The following is a 19731-nucleotide window of genomic DNA, read 5'->3' as shown; positions in this document are numbered from 1 at the left end:
CGCGGCCCCGGTCAGCGGCGTCCGGGCGCAGGCGCAGGGGTCAGCACCTGCAGCGCGGCGGACACGTAGACCAGCGGCGCGTTCCAGTTGATCGCCACCTCGTTGCTGGCATAGCTGCAGAAGTGGTCGATGTAGGCCAGCGCCGGCAGCGCCGAGGCGTAGGCCGGGCAGTGCTGCTGGTCCTGCCGGCCCGGGTTGGGGCCGCCGGCGAGGAAGCCGGGCACCGGCGCCTCGACGCCGTCGGCCTCGGACGGCCGGTGGTGCGGGTGCAGCGGCGGCCGCTCGCCAAAGCCGGTCACCAGCGAGCGGCCCAGCGGGTTGCGGCCCAGCACATGGTCGAACAGCGCTTGCGCGGCGGCCAGCGTGCCGGCGTCGGGCTTCAGGCGATGGCCCTGGACCAGCATCAGCGCGCGGTTCAGCACGGACGAACTGCTGCCCCAGTCGTAGTCGGCCGCGCCCATGCCGACGCGGTAGGCCGAGGCCCGCCACGCGGCGCTCAGCCCGGCCGACAGCGACAGCACCCGCGCGCTGGCGAGCGCGGCGTCGGCCGGCGGCAGCCGGTCGCGGTGCTGCGCCAGCGTGATCCAGGCCAGGCCCTTCACGTCGCCCCAGAACGGCACGCCGATGGCGAGCCGCGCCAGGTCGGGCCGGTAGCGCGCGTCACCGGTGCTGACCCACAGCTCGGCGCCGGCCCAGGCGAACTCGTCGTCGAGGCGTTCGTCGCCGTAGTCGCCGGTGTGGACGTCCGGCGGCTGGCGGTAGATGGCCTGGGGGTGGGCCTGCGCCCAGGCCCAGGCGCGCTCGGCGGCCGCGCGCATGCGGGCCGGCAGCCCCGGGCGCTGCGCCTCGAACGCGGCGAACACGCGGCTGGCCTGCGCCATCACGGCGGCGAAGTCCAGCGCGGCGGCCGTGCTCTTCTGCACCACGTAGCGCTCGCCGGTCGCGTCGGCCGGCATGACGGCGCCGTCGAAGCCCTTGTTGGTGAGCTTGTGGTAGACGCCGCCGTCCGCCGGGTCCTGCATGGCCAGCATCCACTCCAGGTTCCACAGCACCTCGTCGAGCAGGTCGGGCAGCGCGTTGCCGCTCTCGGGGATGTCGAGGTGCTGCGCCTGGAAGAAGGCCGGGAAGTGCTCGTAGGCGGCCAGCAGCGTGTAGACGGTGATGCCGGAGTTGACGATGTATTTGTTGTAGTCGCCCGCGTCGTACCAGCCCTTGGGCGCGGCGATGACGCTGCCCTCCGGGCGACCCGGGCCGGCGGCGGAGGCATGCACGAGGACGCGCTCGTCCGCGTGCCCCGCCGCCCGCGCCCAGCGGCCGGCGTGCTCGGGCGGCAGCGCCGTGCTGGCGCGGTTGAAGTAGTAGGCCTTGAGCGCCGCGGCGTTGACGGCGGCGTAGGCGTCGGCGGCGACGTCGAAGGCCGGCGAATCGGCCACGCCCGCGACGCGCAGCCGGTAGCGGCCGGGCGCCCGCAGCGCGGAGAAGTCGGCCAGGCGCACGTCCTGGCCGGCCGGCGCCCAGCGCGCGGCGGCGCCCAGGCGGCCGCGCAGCACCGTGCGGCCGCTGCCGGCCTCGACGACGCTGAAGGCCTGCGCCGCGCCCGCCGGCACGGCCGCGACCTTGGCCGCGCCGGGCAGGTAGCCGACCTGGTTGACGGCGATGCCCGGCTCGGCGGCGGCACCCGCCGCGGCCAGCGCCAGGCCCAGGCCCAGGCTCAGCAGCACGCGGCGCCTCATGCCGGCCTCCAGCACAGCGTGGCGCCGCCGGCCTGCACCGGGCTGCGCCGGCCGTCGACCTCCAGGCACCAGTCGCGCAGCGCGCCCTCGGCCAGCTCGGCCGTGTAGCCCGGGCCCTGGCGGCTGACGCTGCCGCGCGCGGCGATCCGGCCGTCCGCGCCGATGACCGCGAAGGCCGCGCTCGCGCCGTCGGCCAGCTCGAACACGCGCAGCACGGTGCCGCGGGCGTGGTCGTAGTCGGGCCGCGCGTCCTCGGCGCCCCAGGCGATGACGCTGCCCGGCGCCGCGTACAGCGGCAGCGACAGGAAGCCGTGCGTCTCGCGGTGCCAGCGGCCGCCGGCCTTCTTCTCGCCGGTGAGCAGGTGGGTCCAGGTCCCGTCGGGCAGGTAGAAGTCCACCTCGCCGCCGTCGGTGAAGACGGGCGCGACCAGCAGCGCCTCGCCGAGCTGGTACTGCCGGTCCAGCGTCGCGCAGGCGGGGTCGTGCGGATGCTCCATCAGCATCGCGCGCATCAGCGGTACGCCCGTCTGCGTCGCCTCCCAGGCCTTGGCGTAGAGATAGGGCATGAGCCGGTGCTTGAGCCGCGTGAAGGCGCGCAGCACGTCGCAGCTCTCCTCGTCGACCAGCCATGGCACCCGGTACGAGCTGCTGCCGTGCAGCCGGCTGTGCGAGGACAGCAGGCCGAACTGGATCCAGCGCTTGTAGACGGCCGGCGGCGGGCTGCCCTCGAAGCCGCCGATGTCGTGGCTCCAGAACGCGAAGCCGCAGCTCGTCAGCGACAGGCCGCCGCGCAGGCTCTCGGCCATGGACTCGAAAGTGCTCCAGCAGTCGCCGCCCCAGTGCACCGGGAAGCGCTGGCCCGAGGCGTAGGTGGCGCGCGCGAAGACGACCGCGTCCCGGCCCCGCGCCTCCTGCAGCAGCTCGAACACGGCCTGGTTGTAGTGCAGCGCGTAGAGGTTGTGCATCTCCACGGGGTCGGAGCCGTCGTGGTAGGCGACGCCCTCGCTCGGGATGCGCTCGCCGAAGTCGGTCTTGAAGCAGTCCGCGCCGCCGGCCAGCAGGCGGCGCAAATGGCCCTGGTACCAGGCCTTGGCGGCCGGGTTCGTGAAGTCCACGATGGCCATGCCGGGCTGCCACTGGTCGGTCTGGAAGGTCAGCCCGTCCAGCGGCCCGCCCTTGCGCTTGATGAAGTAGCCGTTCTCCACGCCCTCGGCGAACAGCGGCGACTTCTGCGCCACGTAGGGGTTGATCCAGAGGCTGATCCGCAGCCCCTTGGCGTGCAGGCGTTCGAGCATCGCCTCGGGCTCGGGGAAGCCGCGGCGGTCCCAGGCGAAGTCGCACCACTGGAACTCGCGCATCCAGAAGCAGTCGAAGTGGAAGACCGACAGCGGCAGCTCGCGCCGCGCCATCTCGTCGATGAAGTGCGTGGCGGTCGCTTCGTCGTAGGGCGTCGTGAACGAGGTGGTCATCCACAGGCCGAAGCTCCAGGCCGGCGGCAGCGGCGCGCGGCCGGTCAGCGCCGTCAGCCGGCCGACGACGGCCTTGGGCGTGGGGCCGGCGATCACGCAGTAGTCCAGGCTCTCGCCCTCGCGGCTGAACTGCACGCGCGCGACCTTCTCCGAGCCGACCTCGAAGGACACCGGGCCGGCCTCATCGACCAGCACGCCGTAGCCGCGGCTGCTCAGGTAGAAGGGCACGCTCTTGTAGGCCTGCTCGCAGGCGGTGCCGCCGTCCTTGTTGGCGTTCTCGACGACCTGGCCGTTCTTGACCCAGGGCGTGAAGCGCTCGCCCAGGCCGTAGACGTTCTCGCCGACGGCCAGCGCCAGCTGCTCATGCACGTGGTTGCCCCGCTCGCCCCACTGGATGTAGCCCAGGCTGCGCCAGTCGCTGCGGGTCAGCACGCGGTCGCCCTCGCGGAAGGTGAGCGACCAGCCCTCGCCCTTCTTGACCTCCACCGACAGCGCGCCGGAACTCAGCGTGGCGTGCGTGCCGGTCTCGGTGATCCGCACCGCCGGCCGGCCCGCGCCCGGCATGGGCACGCGCAGCCGCGGCGGGCTGGAGGCGGCGTAGTGCGCGACGCTGACACGGATGACGCCCTCGAGCGGCGAGCTCAGCGTCACGGTCAGCACCGGGCCCTGCAGCGTGTCGCCGCGGTGCTTGATGGGGCGGGTCGTGGCGAGCACGACGAGGCGGTCCTCGTGGGCCTCGACCGCATAGGCCTCGGCCGCGTAGTGCGCGGCGACGCCCGGCTGCAGCAGCCACTGTCCGTCGGTGAACTTCATCGGGTTTCCTGGTTGTCTCGGAAGCGCCGGCGCCGGGCCGGTCTCGTCGGTCTCGTGGCGGCGGCCGAGGCACGGCCCCGCTCACGGCGCCATCTTCGACGCCCCGGCGCGCGCGCCGCCAGGGGTTTTCACCCAATTTACTTCGTTCGATGGCCGAACTAAATTGCCGCCCATCACCTGGACACCCTTCCCGAGGAGACCCCACTTGCAGGCCGAAACCACCGCCGGCAGCCAGCAGCTGCTGAAGGTCAACAACCGCATGGCCCTGGTCAGGCACCTCTGTGCCAACCCGGGGCTGTCGCGCGCCGATCTGGCGCTCGCCGTCGGCCTGACCAAATCCACCGTCAGCCTGCTCGTGCGCGAGCTGGTCAGCGAAGGCTGGCTGGCCGAGCGCGAGGTCGTCGCCACCGGCGACCTCGGCCGCCGCCCGACGCCGCTGTTCATCGACCCCGACCGCCTGCTGCTGCTGGGCGCGGAGGTGGGCATCGAGTCCGTGCGCGTCGTGGCCACGTCGTTGACGGGCGAGATCCAGGCCTGCAACACCGCCGGCTACGGCGCCAGCCGCACGGCCAGGGCCTGCATCGCCAGCCTGGCGACGGCGCTGCTCAAGGTGCGCCGGCAGCTCGACGCCAGCCAGCAGGTGCTGGGCATCGGCGTGGGCCTGCCGGGCGGCGTCAACGAGGCGCGCGGCGTGCTGCACTTCGCCCCCAACCTGGGCTGGCGCGACATCCCCGTCGGCGCGCTGCTCGGCGAGAAGCTGCTGGACACGCCGCTGGACGGCGTGCCGCTGTTCATCCAGAACGAGGCCGACGTGGCGGCGCTGGGCGAGCTGGAGTTCAACCCCACGCCCGCGTCCGACCCGCTGCTCTACGTCTCGATCAACCAGGGCCTGGGCGCGGGCGTCATCGTCGGCGACCGGCTGCTGACCGGCAGCCGCGGCTTCGCCGGCGAGGTGGGCCACATGGTGCTGCAGCTGGGCGGCCCGCGCTGCTCCTGCGGCCGGCGCGGCTGCGCCGAGGCGCTGATCGCCACCCGCGCGATGCTGGGCCCCGGCGACGACCCGGCCGCGCTGCGCTCGCTGGCCGAGGTGCGCGCCCACCTGGTGGACCAGGACCCCGAGACGCTGAAGGCCGTCCACTCCGCCGGCCGCAACCTGGGCGTGCTGCTGCAGAACCTGGCCACCGCCTACGACCCCGGCTGCATCGTGCTGGGCGGCAGCGTCGTCGAGCTGGGCCTGCCCTTCCTGCAGCCGGCGCTGGCCACGCTGAACGACTACGCCGCCGCGGCCGGCCTGCCGCCGCCCACGGTGCGCACCTCGCGCTTCGGCGCCAACGCCGTCGCCGTGGGCGCCGCCGCGCTGGCGCGCTACCGGCTCACCCGCCCCGCGCTGCCGCTGGCGGACACGGGCGCGGCCGTCGCGGAGGAACCCGCCTGATGTACCTCGGCATCGACCTCGGCACCTCGGAAGTCAAGCTGCTGCTGCTGGACGGCGCGGGCCGCGTCGCCGGCACCGCCGGCAGCCCGCTGGCGCTGGCCACGCCCGAGCCGCTGTGGGCCGAGCAGCAGCCGGCCGACTGGTGGGCCGCCGTCGAGGCCGCCGTCGCCCGGCTGCGCGCCGCCCACCCGGCGGCGTTCGCGGCGGTGCGCGGCATCGGCCTGTCGGGCCAGATGCACGGCGCCGTGCTGCTGGACGGCGGCGACGCCGTGCTGCGCCCCGCGATCCTGTGGAACGACGGCCGCAGCCACGCCGAATGCGCCGAGCTGGAGGCCGCCGCGCCGCGCCTGCACGCCATCGCCGGCAACCTGGCGATGCCCGGCTTCACGGCGCCCAAGCTGCTGTGGCTGCGCAAGCACGAGCCCGGCGTGTTCGCCCGCGTGCGCACCGTGCTGCTGCCCAAGGACTGGCTGCGCCTGCGGCTGACCGGCGAGAAGCTGTCCGACCCGTCCGACGCGGCCGGCACGCTGTGGCTGGACGTGGCGCGCCGCGACTGGTCCGACGAGCTGCTGGCCGCCACCGGCCTGACGCGCGCGCACATGCCGCGCCTGGCCGAATCCGGCGCGCCCGGCGGCCGGCTGCGTCCCGAGCTGGCCGCCGCCTGGGGCCTGGGCGCCGACGTCGTCGTCGCCGGCGGCGCGGGCGACAACGCGGCCAGCGCCCTCGGCATCGGCGCCACCGAGCCGGGCGACGGCTTCATCTCACTCGGCACCTCGGGCGTGCTGTTCGTCGTCACCGACCGCTTCGCGCCCAACCCGGCCTCGGCCGTCCACGCCTTCTGCCATGCGCTGCCGGCGCGCTGGCACCAGATGAGCGTGATGCTGTCGGCCGCCTCCTGCCTGCGCTGGTTCAGCCGGCTGGTGGGCGCCGACGAGGGCGCGCTGCTGGCCGAACTGGCGCGCGGCGATCACGCCGCCGACGCGCGCGCGCCGCTCTTCCTGCCCTACCTGGCCGGCGAGCGCACGCCGCACAACGACCCCTTCGCGCCCGGCGTGTTCCACGGCCTGCAGGCCCACACCACGCGCGCCGACTGCTGCTACGCGGTGCTCGAGGGCGTGGCCTTCGGCCTGGCCGACGGCCTGGCCGCGCTGCGCGCCGCCGGCACCGGGGTGGCGCGGCTGTCGCTCGTCGGCGGCGGCGCGCGCAGCCCGTACTGGGCGCAGCTGATCGCCGACGCGCTGGACGTGGAGATCCTGCTGCACGGCGGCGGCGAGGCCGGCGGCGCGCTGGGCGCCGCGCGCCTGGGCTGGCTGGCCTGCGGCGCCAGCGTCGCGCAGGCCTGCCCCCGGCCCGACATCGCCGCGCGCTTCGCGCCCGACCCCGAACGCCACGCCCGCCTGGCCCCGCGCCTGGCGCGCTTCCGCGACCTCTACCGCCGCCTGCGCGGCGCCTGAGCCCCCTTCCCCGCTGCCACCCGACCATGAGCTACTTCCGACACATCGCGCCCATCCGCTTCGAAGGCGCCGACAGCGCCAACGAACTGGCCTTCAAGCACTACGACCGGGACCGCCTCGTCCTGGGCCGGCGCATGGAAGACCACCTGCGCTTCGCCGCCTGCTACTGGCACAACTTCGTCTGGACCGGGCTGGACCCGTTCGGCGCCGCCACCTTCGAGCGGCCGTGGTTCCAGGGCGGCACGCCGATGGAGCTGGCGCGCGCCAAGGCCGACGCCGCCTTCGAGTTCTTCCACAAGCTCGGCGTGCCCTTCTACTGCTTCCACGACCGCGACGTCGCCCCGGAAGGCGCCACGCCGCGCGAGAGCCACGACAACCTGCTGCGCATGGTGGACGTGCTGGCCGAGAAGCAGCAGGCCACCGGCCTGCGGCTGCTGTGGGGCACGGCCAACCTGTTCAGCCACCGCCGCTTCATGGCCGGCGCGGCCAGCAACCCCGACCCGGAGATCTTCAAGCTCGCCGCGCTGCAGGTGCGCGACGCGCTGGACGCCACGCTGGCGCTCGGCGGCGAGAACTACGTGCTGTGGGGCGGCCGCGAGGGCTACGAGACGCTGCTGAACACGCGCGTCGGCCAGGAGCTGGACCAGCTCGGCCGCTTCCTGACGATGGTGGTCGAGCACAAGCACCGGATCGGCTTCCGGGGCGCCATCCTGATCGAGCCCAAGCCGCGCGAGCCGTCCAAGCACCAGTACGACTTCGACACCGCCACCGTCTACGGCTTCCTGGTGCGCTACGGGCTGGAGAAGGAGGTCAAGGTCAACATCGAGGCCAACCACGCGACGCTGTCCGGCCACAGCTTCGAGCACGAGATCGCCACCGCCGCCGCCTTGGGCATCCTCGGCAGCCTGGACATGAACCGCGGCGACCCGCAGCTCGGCTGGGACACCGACCAGTTCCCCAACAACGTGCCCGAGACCGCGCTGGCGCTGTACCACGTGCTGCTGGCCGGCGGCCTGGGCTCGGGCGGGCTGAACTTCGACGCCAAGGTGCGTCGCCAGTCCATCGACGCCGAGGACCTCTTCCTCGGCCACATCGGCGGCATGGACGTCTGCGCGCAGGCGCTGCTGGCCGCCGAAAAGATGATCGACGACGGCCGCCTGAAGGCCGCCGTCGATGCCCGCTACGCCGGCTGGGACGGCCCGGCCGGCCAGGACATCCTGCAGGGCCGCCGCACGCTGGCCGAGCTGGCCGACGACGTGCTGGCCCGGAACGCCGACGCCGCGCCGGTGTCGGGCCGCCAGGAGGCGCTGGAGAACCTCGTCAACCGCTTCACCGGCTGAAGCCGCCCCCGTTCCACACCATCCCCGCCCACCGAGGCCACGAGAGGAGACAAACATGAACAAGCACCGCAAGACCGCCCTGTCCCTGGCCGCCGCGCAGGCCGCGCTGCTCGGCAGCGGCCTGGCCATCGCCCAGGCCACGCCGGCCCCGGCCGCCGTCCCCGCCCAGCCGCCCCAGCAGCTCGAGACCATCGTCGTCAGCGGCCGCCGCGCGGCGCTGGAGTCGGCGCAGAAGATCAAGCAGAACTCGGATGAGATCGTCGACTCCATCGTCGCCGACGACATCGGCAAACTGCCGGACCAGTCCGTCACCGAGGTGCTGCAGCGCGTCGTCGGCGTCACCATCGACCGCACCATGGCCAAGAACGACCCCGAGCACTACTCGGTGGAAGGCTCCAGCGTCAATATCCGCGGCCTGTCCTATGTGCGCTCCGAGGTGAACGGCCGCGACACCTTCTCCGCCAACGGCGGCCGCGCGCTGAACTTCGAGGACGTGCCGCCGGAGCTGCTGGCCGCCGTGGATGTCTACAAGAACCCGTCGGCGTCGCAGATCGAGGGCTCCATCGGCGGCCTGGTGAACCTGCGCACGGCCATGCCCTTCGACCACCCCGGCTTCAAAGGCCACATCACGGTCGCCGGCAAGTACAACGAATTGCAGGGCAAGTTCAGCCCCTCGGCCTCCGGCCTGCTGTCCAACAGCTGGAACACCGACATCGGCAAGGTGGGCGCTCTACTGAGCCTGGCGCAAAGCAAGAGCACCACCCGCACCGATCTCTGGCAGGTCGAGCCCTACTACAAGATCGACAACACGCATTGGGCACCCAAGGGCGCGCAGTGGCGCGACTCCAACTTCGAACGCAATCGCAATGGCCTCTACGGCGCACTGCAGTGGAAGAAGGACGACCTCAGCAGCTCGCTGACCTACTTCCAGTCCAAATACAAGATGCAGTGGGATGAGAACGCGCTGTTCGCGCAGACCAACCCCTGGAACCTGGTCCTCGGCAGCGACACCAAGTACGACGACAACAAGGTCTTCGTCGGCGGCACGCTGACCTCGCCGGCCGACGGCGGCGTCAACTTCGGTGCCGACACGCGCTACATGACCCGCAACTCCAGGACCCAGGACCTGGGCTGGAACCTGGCCTGGAAGGCCAGCGACCGCTGGTCCTTCAGCACCGACCTGCAGTGGGTCAAGTCCAACACCCGCGCCTTCGACTCCACCGTCGCCACCGGCCTGCTGATGCCCAAGGAGACGCTGGACCTGACGGGCTCGACGCCGCGCCTCGTCTTCGACGCCAGCGACCTGGCCGCCCTGCATGACAAGGCCAACTACTACTGGGCGTTCACGATGGAACACCTGGACCGCAGCAAGGCCGAGCAGAAGGCCTGGCGCGCGGATGCCAAGTTCAACTTCGACCACGCCGTGCTGCAGGACCTGTCCTTCGGCATCCGCCTGACCGATCGCAAGGCCACCACCACCGCGACGGTTCCCGGCTACTTCTGGTCCCCCATCACGCAGAGCTGGGCGAGCTGGCTCTACGGCGGCAACCTGGCCCGGCTGAACGACCCGCGTTTCGACGCGCCCGTCGTGCTGCATGAGTTCAAGAACTTCTTCGGCGGCCAATCCGTCCCGAGCATCTACGTACCCCACGTGTCGCTGGCCCAGGACTACCCCGCCAGCTACCGGACGCTGCACGGCTATCCGGAAACCCTGTGTGCCGCCGCCAATGGAGCGGGCGCCTGGCAATGCTCGCAATCCTGGGCAGGCATGGCCTGGAATCCGGCCAGCTTCGGCACCGACCCGGCGGGCACCAACGAGCAGCACGAGAAGTCCCAGGCCGCCTATGCACAGCTGCGCTTCGACTTCACCGACTCCGGCGCGCCGGTGGATGGCAACCTGGGCGTGCGCGCCGTGCGCACCGACATGAAGGCCAACGGCTATGTCGTGTTCAACAACCGGGCGGTGCAGCTGAACCCCGACGAGACGCTGAGCGGCGTGGCGGTGCCGAACATTGCGAACTTCAGCGCCCCGATCAGTGCCGGGCAAACCTACACCGACGTGCTGCCCAGCTTGAACTTGCGCTACAAGGCCAGCGACACGCTGCAGTTCCGCGCCGCCGCCGGCATGGGCGTCTCCCGCCCCGATTTCTCGGACATGCAGGCCTACACGTCGATGGAGCTGACGACGACGCAACACACCGTCGGCAAGCAAGTCGTCATCGACGCCGTCAACCTGAGCGGCACGGCCAACGGCAACCCCCTGCTCAAGCCCATCAAGTCCACCCAGGTGGACCTGACGGCCGAGTGGTACTTCGCCAAGAACGGCTCGCTGACCTTCGCGCTGTTCAACAAGCAGCTGAAGGACATCATCGTCAGGCAGTCGGCCTCGGTGGTGCTGCGCGATGCCGACAACCAGCCGGTGAACTTCACCGTGACCTCGCCGGTCAACGGTGCCAAGGGCCATGCACGCGGCTTCGAAATCGCCTTCCAGCGCTACTTCGACATGCTGCCGGGCTGGATGTCCGGTCTTGGCATGCAGGCCAACTACACCTACGTGGACAGCAAGACCAAACCTTACGACCCCGTCACGACGCCATTCTGTGCCGGCACCAGCACGGGCCCGGAGAACCTGAACCTGAACATCAACGGCTGCGACACCGACGGTCGCACCTTCGGCAACCTGCCGCTGACCAACCTGTCCAAGAACGCCTACAACCTGGCGCTGCTGTACGACTGGGGTCCGTTCTCGGCGCGCGTGGCCTACAGCTGGCGTTCCAAGTACCTGCAGGGCGTCAACGTCAACGGCACCCGCAACGGCGACGGCCGTCTGGCCGACGGCACCGGCGTCGCCTACGCGCTGCCGACCTGGAGCGACAGCTACGGCCAGGTCGATACCGGCGTCAGCTATCGCTTCAGCGACAGGTTCAGCCTCAGCGTGGAAGCGCAGAACCTGAACAACGCGCTGGCCCGCCAGCTGATGCAACAGAACATCGGCCTGATGACCCGCGCCGTCAACTACACCGGCCGCCGCTACTCGGTGCAGGCCAGCTACTCCTTCTGATCTCCGGCAACTCCGGCGGTTGCCCTGTGGCGACCGCCGGCCTTTGCCGCAACCCCGAATTCCCGATGAAGAAGCTTCTTCTCGCGGCGTCCCTGGCCTGCCTGTTCGCCGCCGCCACTGCTGCGGAACTGCCCCGCCTGGCCACCCAGGACGGCCGCCATGCGCTGCTGGTCGACGGCCGGCCGTTCCTGATCCTCGGCGCCCAGGCGCACAACTCCAGCAACTACCCGGCCGCGCTGGGCGCCGTCTGGGCCGCCGCCAACGACCTGCAGGCCAACACGGTGCTGATGCCCGTGGCCTGGGAGCAGGTCGAGCCGCAGGAGGGCCGGTTCGACTTCAGCTTCGTCGACACGCTGGTCGGGCAGGCGCGCCAGCGGAACAAGCGCCTGGTGCTGCTGTGGTTCGCCACCTGGAAGAACACCAGCGCGCAGTACGCCCCCGAGTGGGTCAAGCTCGACACCCGGCGCTTCCCGGCCATGCTGGATGCCGACGGCAAGCCCAGCTACTGCCTCACGCCCTTCGGCGAGCAGACGCTGCAGGCCGACAAGCGCGCCTTCGTCGCGCTGATGGGCCACCTGAAGAAGATCGACGCCGGCGAGCGCACCGTGCTGATGGTGCAGGTGGAGAACGAGGTCGGCACCTACGGCCTGGCGCGCGACCACGGGCCCGCCGCGCAGGCCGCGTTCGAGCAGCCCGTGCCCGCCGCCGTGCTGGCGCGCCAGCCGCCCAAGGCCGCCGCGTCCGGCCCCTGGCGCGCGGTCTACGGCGACTACGCCGACCAGTACTTCCACGCCTGGGCCATCGCCCGCTACATCGGCGAGATCGCCGCCGCCGGCCGCGCGGTGTACGACCTGCCGATGTTCGTCAACAACGCGCTGCGCAACCCGCTGGAGCAGCCGCCCGGGCCCTGGAAGCAGGACTTCGCCAGCGGCGGCCCCACGCACGACGTCATCGGCATCTACAAGGCCGCCGCACCGGCGATCGACATCGTCGGGCCGGACCTCTACAACGCGGAGTCGGCCCAGGTCGAGGCCAACCTCGGGCTGTTCCAGCGCGCCGACAACGCGCTGTGGGTGCCCGAGATCGGCAGCAAGCCGGCCTACGCCCGCCACCTGTACGCGATGCTGGGCCGGGGCGCCATCGGCGTGTCGCCGTTCGGCATGGACTACTTCGACTACAGCAACCACCCGCTCGGCGCCGCGGCCACGGACAAGACCATCGTCCAGCCCTTCGAGCGCATCTACCGCATGTTCGCGCCGATCCAGCGGCTGTGGGCGCAATGGGCCTTCGAGGGCCGCACCCGTGGCGCCGCGGAGGGCGACGACCGCCAGCCGCAGCAGCTCGCCTTTCCCGGCTGGACGGCCAGGCTGGCCTACCGCCTGGGCCGCTTCGGCGAACCCGGCTGGGGCGGCGAGTTCGCCAAGCCCGCGCCCGGCACCGAGGAGCCCGGCGGCGGCGCGGCGATGGCGCAGATCGGCCCCGACGAGTTCCTCCTCATCGGCCACCGCGTGCGCGTGCGCATGGCGCCGGCCGAGGGCACGCAAGGCATGATGCTGCGCGCCGAGGAGGGCCGCTTCGACGCCCAGGGCCGCTGGGTCATGGCGCGCGTCTGGAACGGCGACCAGGTGGACTGGGGCCTGAACCTGCCGGCCGAGCCGGTCATGCTCAAGATCCGGATGGGCCGCCCCCGATGAGCCGGCCCCGCCGCCTGCTGCAAGGGCTGCCGGCGCTGTGCCTGGCCCTCGCGCTGCCGGTGCAGGCGCGCGAGCTGGTGCTGCGCTACGACCGGCCCGCGCCCGACAGCCCCCAGGGCTGGGAGCAACTGGCCCTGCCGGTCGGCAACGGCCGGCTGGGGGCGATGCTGTTCGGCCAGGTCGCGCGCGACCGGCTGCAGTTCAACGACATCACGCTGTGGACCGGCGACGGCCAGGCCATGGGCGCCTACCAGCCCTTCGGCGACCTGCTGCTGACGCTGGACGGCGCCGACGCGCCGGTGTCGGCCTACCGCCGCGAGCTGGACATCGGCCTCGCCCGCCACCTGCTGCGCTACCGCCAGCGCGGCGTGCGCTTCGAGCGCGAGACCTTCGCCAGCCACCCGGCCCAGGTCATCGCCTGGCGGCTGACGGCCGACCGGCCCGGCCGCTACAGCGGCCGCATCGCGCTGGCCGACCGCCACGGCGCGGCGCTGGCCGCGGCCGGCGCGACGCTGACCGCCAGCGGCGCGCTGCCCAACGGCCTGGCCTACGCCAGCCGGCTGCACGCGCGCTGCGAGGGCGGCCGCATCGCCGCCGATGCCGGCGCGCTGGTCTTCCGGGGCTGCGACGCGCTGACGCTGATCCTCGGCGCCGGCACCAGCTTCGCCGACGGACTCCCGCCGCTGCCGCGCGTGCAGGCCCAGGTGGCCGCCGCCGCCGCCACGCCCTGGCCGCGGCTGCGCGCCGCGCACGAGCGCGACGTGGGCGCGCTGCTCGGCCGCGTCGGCCTGGACCTCGGCGCCAGCCCGCCCGCGCGCCGCGCGCTGCCGACCGACGCGCGGCTGGCCGCGTTCGCGCGCGACGGCGGCGACCCCGAGCTGGAGGCGCTGTACTTCCAGTTCGGCCGCTACCTGCTCGCCAGCAGCTCGCGCCAGAGTTCACAACCCGGGCTGCCCGCCAACCTGCAGGGCCTGTGGAACGACAGCCTCACGCCGCCGTGGAACAGCGACTACCACTCCAACATCAACCTGCAGATGAACTACTGGCCGGCCGAGCCGGCCAACCTGGCCGAAACGGCGCGGCCCTTCCACCGCTTCGTGCAGCGCCTGCTGCCCGCCTGGCGCCAGGCCGTGGCCGGCCGCGCCGCGCTGGCGCTGCGCGACCCGGCGGCGCTGCCGCCCGAGACCCCGCCCTGGGACGGCTCGGTGCAGCCGCCGCGGGAGACCTTCCTCACCGCGGACGGCCGCCCCGTGCGCGGCTGGGCGCTGCGCACCGAGACCAACCCCTTCGGCGCGATGGCCTACCTGTGGAACCTGACGGGCAACGCCTGGTACGCCCGCCACTTCTGGGAGCACTACGCCTTCACGCAGGACCGGGCCTTCCTGCGCGAGCAGGCCTGGCCGGTGCTGAAGGAGGTGGGCGAGTTCTGGGAGGACCGGCTCCGACCCCTGCCCGACGGCCGCCTGGTCGCGCCTGGCGGCTGGTCGCCCGAGCACGGCCCGATCCAGGACGGCGTGGCCTACGACCAGCAGATTCTGTGGGACCTGTTCGACAACATCGCCCAGGCGGCGGCGGTGCTGGGCGAGCGCGACGCGGGCGAACGCGCCGCCGCGCTGCGCGACCGCCTCGCCGGCCCGCGCGTCGGCCGCTGGGGCCAGCTGCTCGAATGGCAGGACGAGCTGCAGGACCCGGTGCTGGACACGCCGTGCGACACGCACCGCCACGTGTCCCACCTGTTCGCGCTCTACCCCGGCCGCCAGATCTCGCCGGCCCGCACACCCGGGCTCGCCGCCGCCGCGCGCACGACGCTGGACGCGCGCGGCGACGTCAGCACCGGCTGGTCCATGGCCTGGAAGATGGCCTGGTGGGCGCGGCTGCGCGACGGCGAGCGGGCCCACCGCCTGCTGCGCAGCCTGCTGGCCCCGCCCGGCACGCGCGCCGCCGCGCCGGGCAGCGAGGTCCACCAGGGCGGCACCCACCCCAACCTGCTGGACACGCACCCGCCCTTCCAGATCGACGGCAACCTCGGCGCCACGGCCGCCATCGCCGAGATGCTGCTGCAGTCGCAGGACGGCGTCCTCGACCTGCTGCCCGCGCTGCCCGCCGCCTGGCCCGAGGGCTCGGTGCGGGGCCTGCGCGCGCGCGGCGGCTTCGAGGTGGACATGGCCTGGTCGCGCGGCCGCCTCACCCACGCCACCGTGCGCGCGGTGGCCGGCGCGGGCGGCGGACGCGCCAGCCTCGGCGGGCGCGTCGTCGCGCTGCAGCTCCAGCCCGGCGGATCGCGCCGGCTGACTCCGGAGGACTTCTCCCGATGATGACGACGCTTTCTTGCTGCTGCGTGGAGCGGGTTGGCGCCGGGACGCGGGGGCGGGCAATTGCTCCGTGTCCCCCGGGCCGGCAAGCCGGCCCTCCTCCTTTACCTGCGCAATTGCCCGCCCCCGCATCCCGGCGCTTCCACCGCTGGTTTTGCGCGGCGACCACCGAGCGCAACGCTGAGCAGGAGGGCGGGGAGCCCTGATGCGCAGGTAAAGGAGGAGGGCCGCGCAGCGGCCCGGGGGACACGGAGCATCAGGGCTCCCCGCCCTCCTGCGCCCCGCCCAACGTCACGAGCGAACGAACGAACCATGATGAAACGCCTATTCCCCCTGCTGCTCGCGCTGCCGCTGGCGGCGCAGTCGCTGGACCTGGACCGGGGCTGGCGCATCGCCGTCACCGACTTCGAGGGCGAGGCCCTGCTGGCCGGCGAGCGCGTCACCGTGCCCAAGCCGGCCGCCCCGCGCGTGCCGAACAGCCGCGTCGCCGCCCGCCGCGGTGACGACGGCGCGCTGACGCTGCAGTTCAGCAATTCCTGGATCGCGCAACTGCGCTGGCAGGACGGCAAGCCGCTGGACCTGACGAGCCACCTGCCCGAAGGCACCGTCGAATTCGACCTCGACGTCATCGACCTCGCCCACGGCGGCCTCAAGTTCAAGCTCGGCTGCGGCCCCGACTGCGAGCGCAAGATCCCCTTCCTGTTCGCCGGCCGTGCGCTGGCCGGCAAGGGCCCGCAGCCGCTGTCCTTCGCGCTGAAATGCTTCTGGCGCGAGGGCGACGACTTCTCCGCCGTGCCGCGCCCCTTCACGCTCGAGGGCACCGGCAGCGGCGAGGTGCGCATCCGCCGATTGCGCTTCAACCCGCGGGGCCAGCCCACCACCGCCTGCCCCGACTACCGCACCCAGTCCGTCACGCCCGAGCCGCTGCAGGAATCCTGGGCGGTGGACTGGTGGCTGCCGCGCCACGCGGCCAAGCTCGCCGAGATCCGCGCCCACCGCGACGCCGGCCGGCGCGTCGACCTCGTCTTCCTCGGCGACTCCATCACGCAGGGCTGGGAGAACGAAGGCCGGGCCGCCTGGGCGGAACACTTCGCCCGGCACCATGCCGTCGCGCTGGGCTTCGGCGGCGACCGCACCGAGAACCTGCTCTGGCGGCTGCAGCACGGCGAGCTGGACGGCATGGCGCCGAAGGCCATCGTGCTGCTGATCGGCACCAACAACACCGGCGACCGCCTCGAAGACCCGGCGCTGACCGTCGCCGGCATCCGCCGCAACCTCGACGAAATCCGGCAGCGCCAGCCGCAGGCCCGGGTGCTGCTGCTCGCGCTGCTGCCGCGCGGCGAGCGGCCCGACGACCTGCTGCGCCGCCACAACGCCCGCATCAACGCGCTGCTGCCGGCGCTGGCCGACGGCCGGCAGGTCGTCTTCCTCGACATCGGCCCGCAACTGATGAACCCGGACGGCACGCTGCCCCAGGCCCTCCTGCCCGACTTCCTGCACCTCAGCCCGCAGGGCTACGACATCTGGGCCCGCAGCCTGGACGCCACCTTGACCTCCCTGATGGCGCCCTGACGGCGCCAGCTCCCCGACCCATGACCGCAACGACCTACGCCAGCCCCTTCCCCGACGCCTTCGTCTTCGGCGTCGCCGCCGCCGCCCCGCAGATCGAGGGCGCCGCCTGCGCCGACGGCAAGGGCGAGTCCATCTGGGATCGCTTCGCCCGCCAGCCCGGCAAGGTCCACGACGGCGACACGCCGGACGTGGCCTGCGACCACTACCACCGCTTCGACGAGGACTTCGCGCTGATGGCCTCGCTGGGGCTGCGGCACTACCGCCTGTCCATCGCCTGGCCGCGCATCTACCCGCAGGGCGACGGCGAGCCCAACCCGGCCGGCCTCGCCTTCTACCGCCGCCTGTTCGCCAGCATGAAGCGTCACGGCATCACGCCCTGGGTCACGCTGTTCCACTGGGACCTGCCGCAGGCGCTGGAGGACCGCGGCGGCTGGACCTCGCGCGCCACGGTGGACGCCTTCGCCCGCTATGCCGACACCGTCGTCCAGGCCTTCGCCGGCGACGTGAAGCACTGGATCACGATGAACGAGATCCGCTGCTTCACCTGGCTGGGCTACGGCACCGGCACCAAGGCGCCCGGCCGCCGGGAGCCCGCGGCCGTCGTGAACCAGACCTTCCACCACGCGCTGCTGGCCCACGGCCACGGCGTGCGCGCGGTGCGCGAGTTCGGCGGCGCGGGCGCCGTCGTGGGCCTGACGGACAACTGCGACGTCTGCATCCCGGTCACCGAGACGCCGGCCGACATCGCCGCCGCCAAGGCCTGGTTCCTGGAGAAAAACGCCCACGTGCTGGGCGCCATCCACGCCGGCCGCTATCCCGAAGACCACCTGGCCCGCGCGGGCGCCGACGCGCCGCAGGTGCAGCCCGGCGACTTCGACCTCATCAGCCTGCCCACCGACCACCTGGGCCTGAACGTCTACACCGGCACCTATGTGCGCGCCGGCCGGCACGGCGCGGCCTGGGAGGCCGTGCCGCTGCCCGCCGCCTATCCGCGCGCCGACAGCCCCTGGCTGCACATCGCGCCGCAGTCCGTCTACTGGGCCACGCGCTTCTGCCACGAGCTCTACGGCCACCGCTCGCTCTACATCACCGAGAACGGCTGCGGCTACGACGACGAGCCGGTCGTGGCCGGCGAGGTGCCGGACCTGCACCGCCGCGACTTCCTGCGCAGCCACTTGCGCGAGGCCCACCGAGCGATCGCCGACGGCGTGCCGCTGCACGGCTACTTCCTGTGGAGCTTCATCGACAACTACGAGTGGGAGGACGGCTACCAGCGCCGCTTCGGCATCGTCCACTGCGACTACGTCACCCAGGTCCGCACGCCCAAGCTCTCGGCCCGCTACTACACCGACGTGATCCGCGAAAGACGCATCCTGTGACCGCCACCCCCCTGCCCCCCGACCGCGCCGCGCCGCCCGCGGCCGACCGCCTGCCGCTGCGGCAGAAGATCGGCTTCGGCCTGGGCGCCCTGCCCGACATGTGGGGCCACTGGCTCTACCCGTCGCTGGCCTTCCACGTCTTCAACATCTTCCTCGGCGTCGCGCCGGGCCTGATCTCGACGGTGCAGATGGTCAAGATCTTCATCGACGCGGCCAGCGACGCGATCTTCGGCTGGCTCTCGGACAACACGCGCACGCGCTACGGGCGCCGCCGCCCGTTCATCCTGGTCGGCGGTGTGCTGGCCGGCATCGGCCTGCCGCTGATGTTCGCGGTCGGCCGGGGCTGGAGCGACATGCAGTACTTCGCCTTCATGCTAGTCAGCATGCTGATCTACGTGCCGGTGATGAGCTGCTTCAACATGCCCTGGAGCAGCCTGGGCGCCGAGATGACGCCGGACTACCACGAGCGCACCTCGGTGATGGCCATCCGCAACGCCATCCAGAAGCTGCCCGAGCTGGCGATGTTCTTCGCCGCGCAGTTCACGACGCTGGCCCTCTTCAACGACCCGGCCACCGGCAAGCCCGACATCCTGCGCGGCGCGCAGGCCTACAGCGCCATCCTGGGCGCCATCATGGTGGCCGTCTCCATCGCCATCTTCCTGCTGGTGCGCGAGCGCTACTACGAGAAGCTGGTGTCGCGCACGCAGAGCCACATCCCGTTCGCCGACACGCTGTGGCGCACGCTGCGCTGCCGGCCCTTCCGCCAGCTGCTCGGCATGGCGCTGGCCTACGGCATCGGCACGGCGATGGTGGGCGCGCTGGGCTACTACGCGACCGTCTACTACGTCTGCCACGGCGACGTGGTGCTGGGCGCGAAATGGAACACCGCGATGGGCCTGGCCGGCATGGCCTTCGGCCTGGCGGGCATCCCGTTCTTCTCGTGGATCGCCCGCCGCCGCGGCAAGCCCGCCGGCCTGGCCGCGGTGCTGGTGCTGGCGATCTGCGCCTTCATCGGCGACTGGTGGCTGTACGACCCGGCGCGGCCCTGGCTGCAGCTGCTCGCCTGCGGCTTCGTCGCCTTCACCGGCGCGGGCTTCTGGACGCTGTACGGCGCCACCATCGGCGACGTGGTGGATCACGACGAGCTGCAGACCGGCCAGCGCCGCGAGGGCTCGTTCTCGGCCTGCCAGTCGTGGATCACCAAGGTCGGCATCGCGCTCGGCGTGGGCGCGTCGGGCTGGATCCTGCAGTTCACCGGCTTCGACGCCAGGCAGGCGGTCCAGACGCCGGAGGCCCTGTTCTGGATCCGCATCCTGCTGTCGGGCATCCCGGTCGTCGGCCTGCTGCTGGCGCTGGCCGCCATCCTGCGCTTCCCGCTGACCGAGGCGCGCATGCTGGAGATCCGCCGGCAGCTCGAAGCGAAGCGGGGCACGGTATGACGCCGTCGCGCCGCCCGCGCCCGCGGGCCC

General features: G+C 72.5%; 11 protein-coding genes. 9 read left to right on the top strand and 2 right to left on the bottom strand.

Annotated elements, in window-relative coordinates:
* Positions 1–11: 11 nt before the first annotated feature.
* Together QM788_RS11895 and yicI are read right to left on the bottom strand one after the other, a co-directional pair.
* Positions 12–1733 carry a glycoside hydrolase family 9 protein gene (locus tag QM788_RS11895; RefSeq protein WP_415661690.1) on the bottom strand — a complete coding sequence of 574 codons (1722 nt, stop codon included), beginning with the start codon at positions 1731–1733 and terminating at the stop codon, positions 12–14.
* Positions 1730–4015 (bottom strand): alpha-xylosidase, encoded by a 2286-nt coding sequence (gene yicI, locus QM788_RS11890; RefSeq protein WP_415661689.1) that lies wholly within the window; start codon positions 4013–4015, stop codon positions 1730–1732. The genes QM788_RS11895 and yicI overlap by 4 nt, the downstream gene beginning before the upstream one ends.
* Before the next feature lie 205 nt (positions 4016–4220).
* On the opposite strand from yicI, the gene QM788_RS11885 reads away from it, so the two are divergent.
* The 9 genes from QM788_RS11885 to QM788_RS11845 all read left to right on the top strand — a co-directional run bounded on the left by QM788_RS11885 (position 4221) and on the right by QM788_RS11845 (position 19701).
* Positions 4221–5450 carry an ROK family transcriptional regulator gene (locus QM788_RS11885; protein ID WP_415661688.1) on the top strand — a complete coding sequence of 410 codons (1230 nt, stop codon included), beginning with the start codon at positions 4221–4223 and terminating at the stop codon, positions 5448–5450.
* Positions 5450–6904, top strand: a complete 1455-nt coding sequence (xylB, locus tag QM788_RS11880; RefSeq protein WP_415661687.1) for a xylulokinase — start codon at positions 5450–5452, stop codon at positions 6902–6904. The genes QM788_RS11885 and xylB overlap by 1 nt, the downstream gene beginning before the upstream one ends.
* 26 nt (positions 6905–6930) lie before the next feature.
* The gene (gene xylA, locus QM788_RS11875; RefSeq protein ID WP_415661686.1) at positions 6931–8244 is read left to right on the top strand and encodes a xylose isomerase; all 1314 of its coding nucleotides are present in this window, start codon (positions 6931–6933) and stop codon (positions 8242–8244) included.
* 55 nt (positions 8245–8299) lie between these two features.
* Complete coding sequence (locus QM788_RS11870) at positions 8300–11305, top strand: TonB-dependent receptor (RefSeq protein ID WP_415661685.1); 3006 nt, start codon at positions 8300–8302, stop codon at positions 11303–11305.
* A gap of 65 nt (positions 11306–11370) precedes the next feature.
* Complete coding sequence (locus QM788_RS11865) at positions 11371–12999, top strand: DUF5597 domain-containing protein (protein ID WP_415661684.1); 1629 nt, start codon at positions 11371–11373, stop codon at positions 12997–12999.
* On the top strand, positions 12996–15314 hold the full coding sequence (locus QM788_RS11860) for a glycosyl hydrolase family 95 catalytic domain-containing protein (protein WP_415661683.1): 2319 nt from the start codon (positions 12996–12998) through the stop codon (positions 15312–15314). The genes QM788_RS11865 and QM788_RS11860 overlap by 4 nt, the downstream gene beginning before the upstream one ends.
* A gap of 309 nt (positions 15315–15623) precedes the next feature.
* Positions 15624–16883: a GDSL-type esterase/lipase family protein gene (locus QM788_RS11855; protein WP_415661682.1), complete on the top strand. Its 1260-nt coding sequence runs from the start codon at positions 15624–15626 to the stop codon at positions 16881–16883.
* A 20-nt stretch (positions 16884–16903) separates the two neighbouring features.
* On the top strand, positions 16904–18262 hold the full coding sequence (locus tag QM788_RS11850) for a GH1 family beta-glucosidase (RefSeq protein ID WP_415661681.1): 1359 nt from the start codon (positions 16904–16906) through the stop codon (positions 18260–18262).
* The gene (locus QM788_RS11845; RefSeq protein ID WP_415661680.1) at positions 18259–19701 is read left to right on the top strand and encodes an MFS transporter; all 1443 of its coding nucleotides are present in this window, start codon (positions 18259–18261) and stop codon (positions 19699–19701) included. Before QM788_RS11850 ends, QM788_RS11845 begins: the two co-directional genes overlap by 4 nt.
* Positions 19702–19731: the final 30 nt, after the last annotated feature.

The sequence above is a fragment of the Roseateles sp. genome, assembly GCF_047654785.1.
Lineage (GTDB): Bacteria > Pseudomonadota > Gammaproteobacteria > Burkholderiales > Burkholderiaceae_C > Pelomonas.
The sequence above is the reverse complement of the archived record's forward strand: the minus strand, read 5'-3'. Positions and strand labels throughout refer to the sequence as shown.

Excerpts from the sequence above, each read along its gene's own strand:
- QM788_RS11855 (WP_415661682.1), top strand. The coding sequence starts at position 15,624 with ATGATGAAACGCCTATTCCCCCTGCTGCTCGCGCTGCCGCTGGCGGCG.
- QM788_RS11860 (WP_415661683.1), top strand. The coding sequence starts at position 12,996 with ATGAGCCGGCCCCGCCGCCTGCTGCAAGGGCTGCCGGCGCTGTGCCTG.
- QM788_RS11865 (WP_415661684.1), top strand. The coding sequence starts at position 11,371 with ATGAAGAAGCTTCTTCTCGCGGCGTCCCTGGCCTGCCTGTTCGCCGCC.
- QM788_RS11895 (WP_415661690.1), bottom strand. The coding sequence starts at position 1,733 with ATGAGGCGCCGCGTGCTGCTGAGCCTGGGCCTGGGCCTGGCGCTGGCC.
- QM788_RS11870 (WP_415661685.1), top strand. The coding sequence starts at position 8,300 with ATGAACAAGCACCGCAAGACCGCCCTGTCCCTGGCCGCCGCGCAGGCC.
- QM788_RS11850 (WP_415661681.1), top strand. The coding sequence starts at position 16,904 with ATGACCGCAACGACCTACGCCAGCCCCTTCCCCGACGCCTTCGTCTTC.
- xylB (WP_415661687.1), top strand. The coding sequence starts at position 5,450 with ATGTACCTCGGCATCGACCTCGGCACCTCGGAAGTCAAGCTGCTGCTG.
- yicI (WP_415661689.1), bottom strand. The coding sequence starts at position 4,015 with ATGAAGTTCACCGACGGACAGTGGCTGCTGCAGCCGGGCGTCGCCGCG.
- xylA (WP_415661686.1), top strand. The coding sequence starts at position 6,931 with ATGAGCTACTTCCGACACATCGCGCCCATCCGCTTCGAAGGCGCCGAC.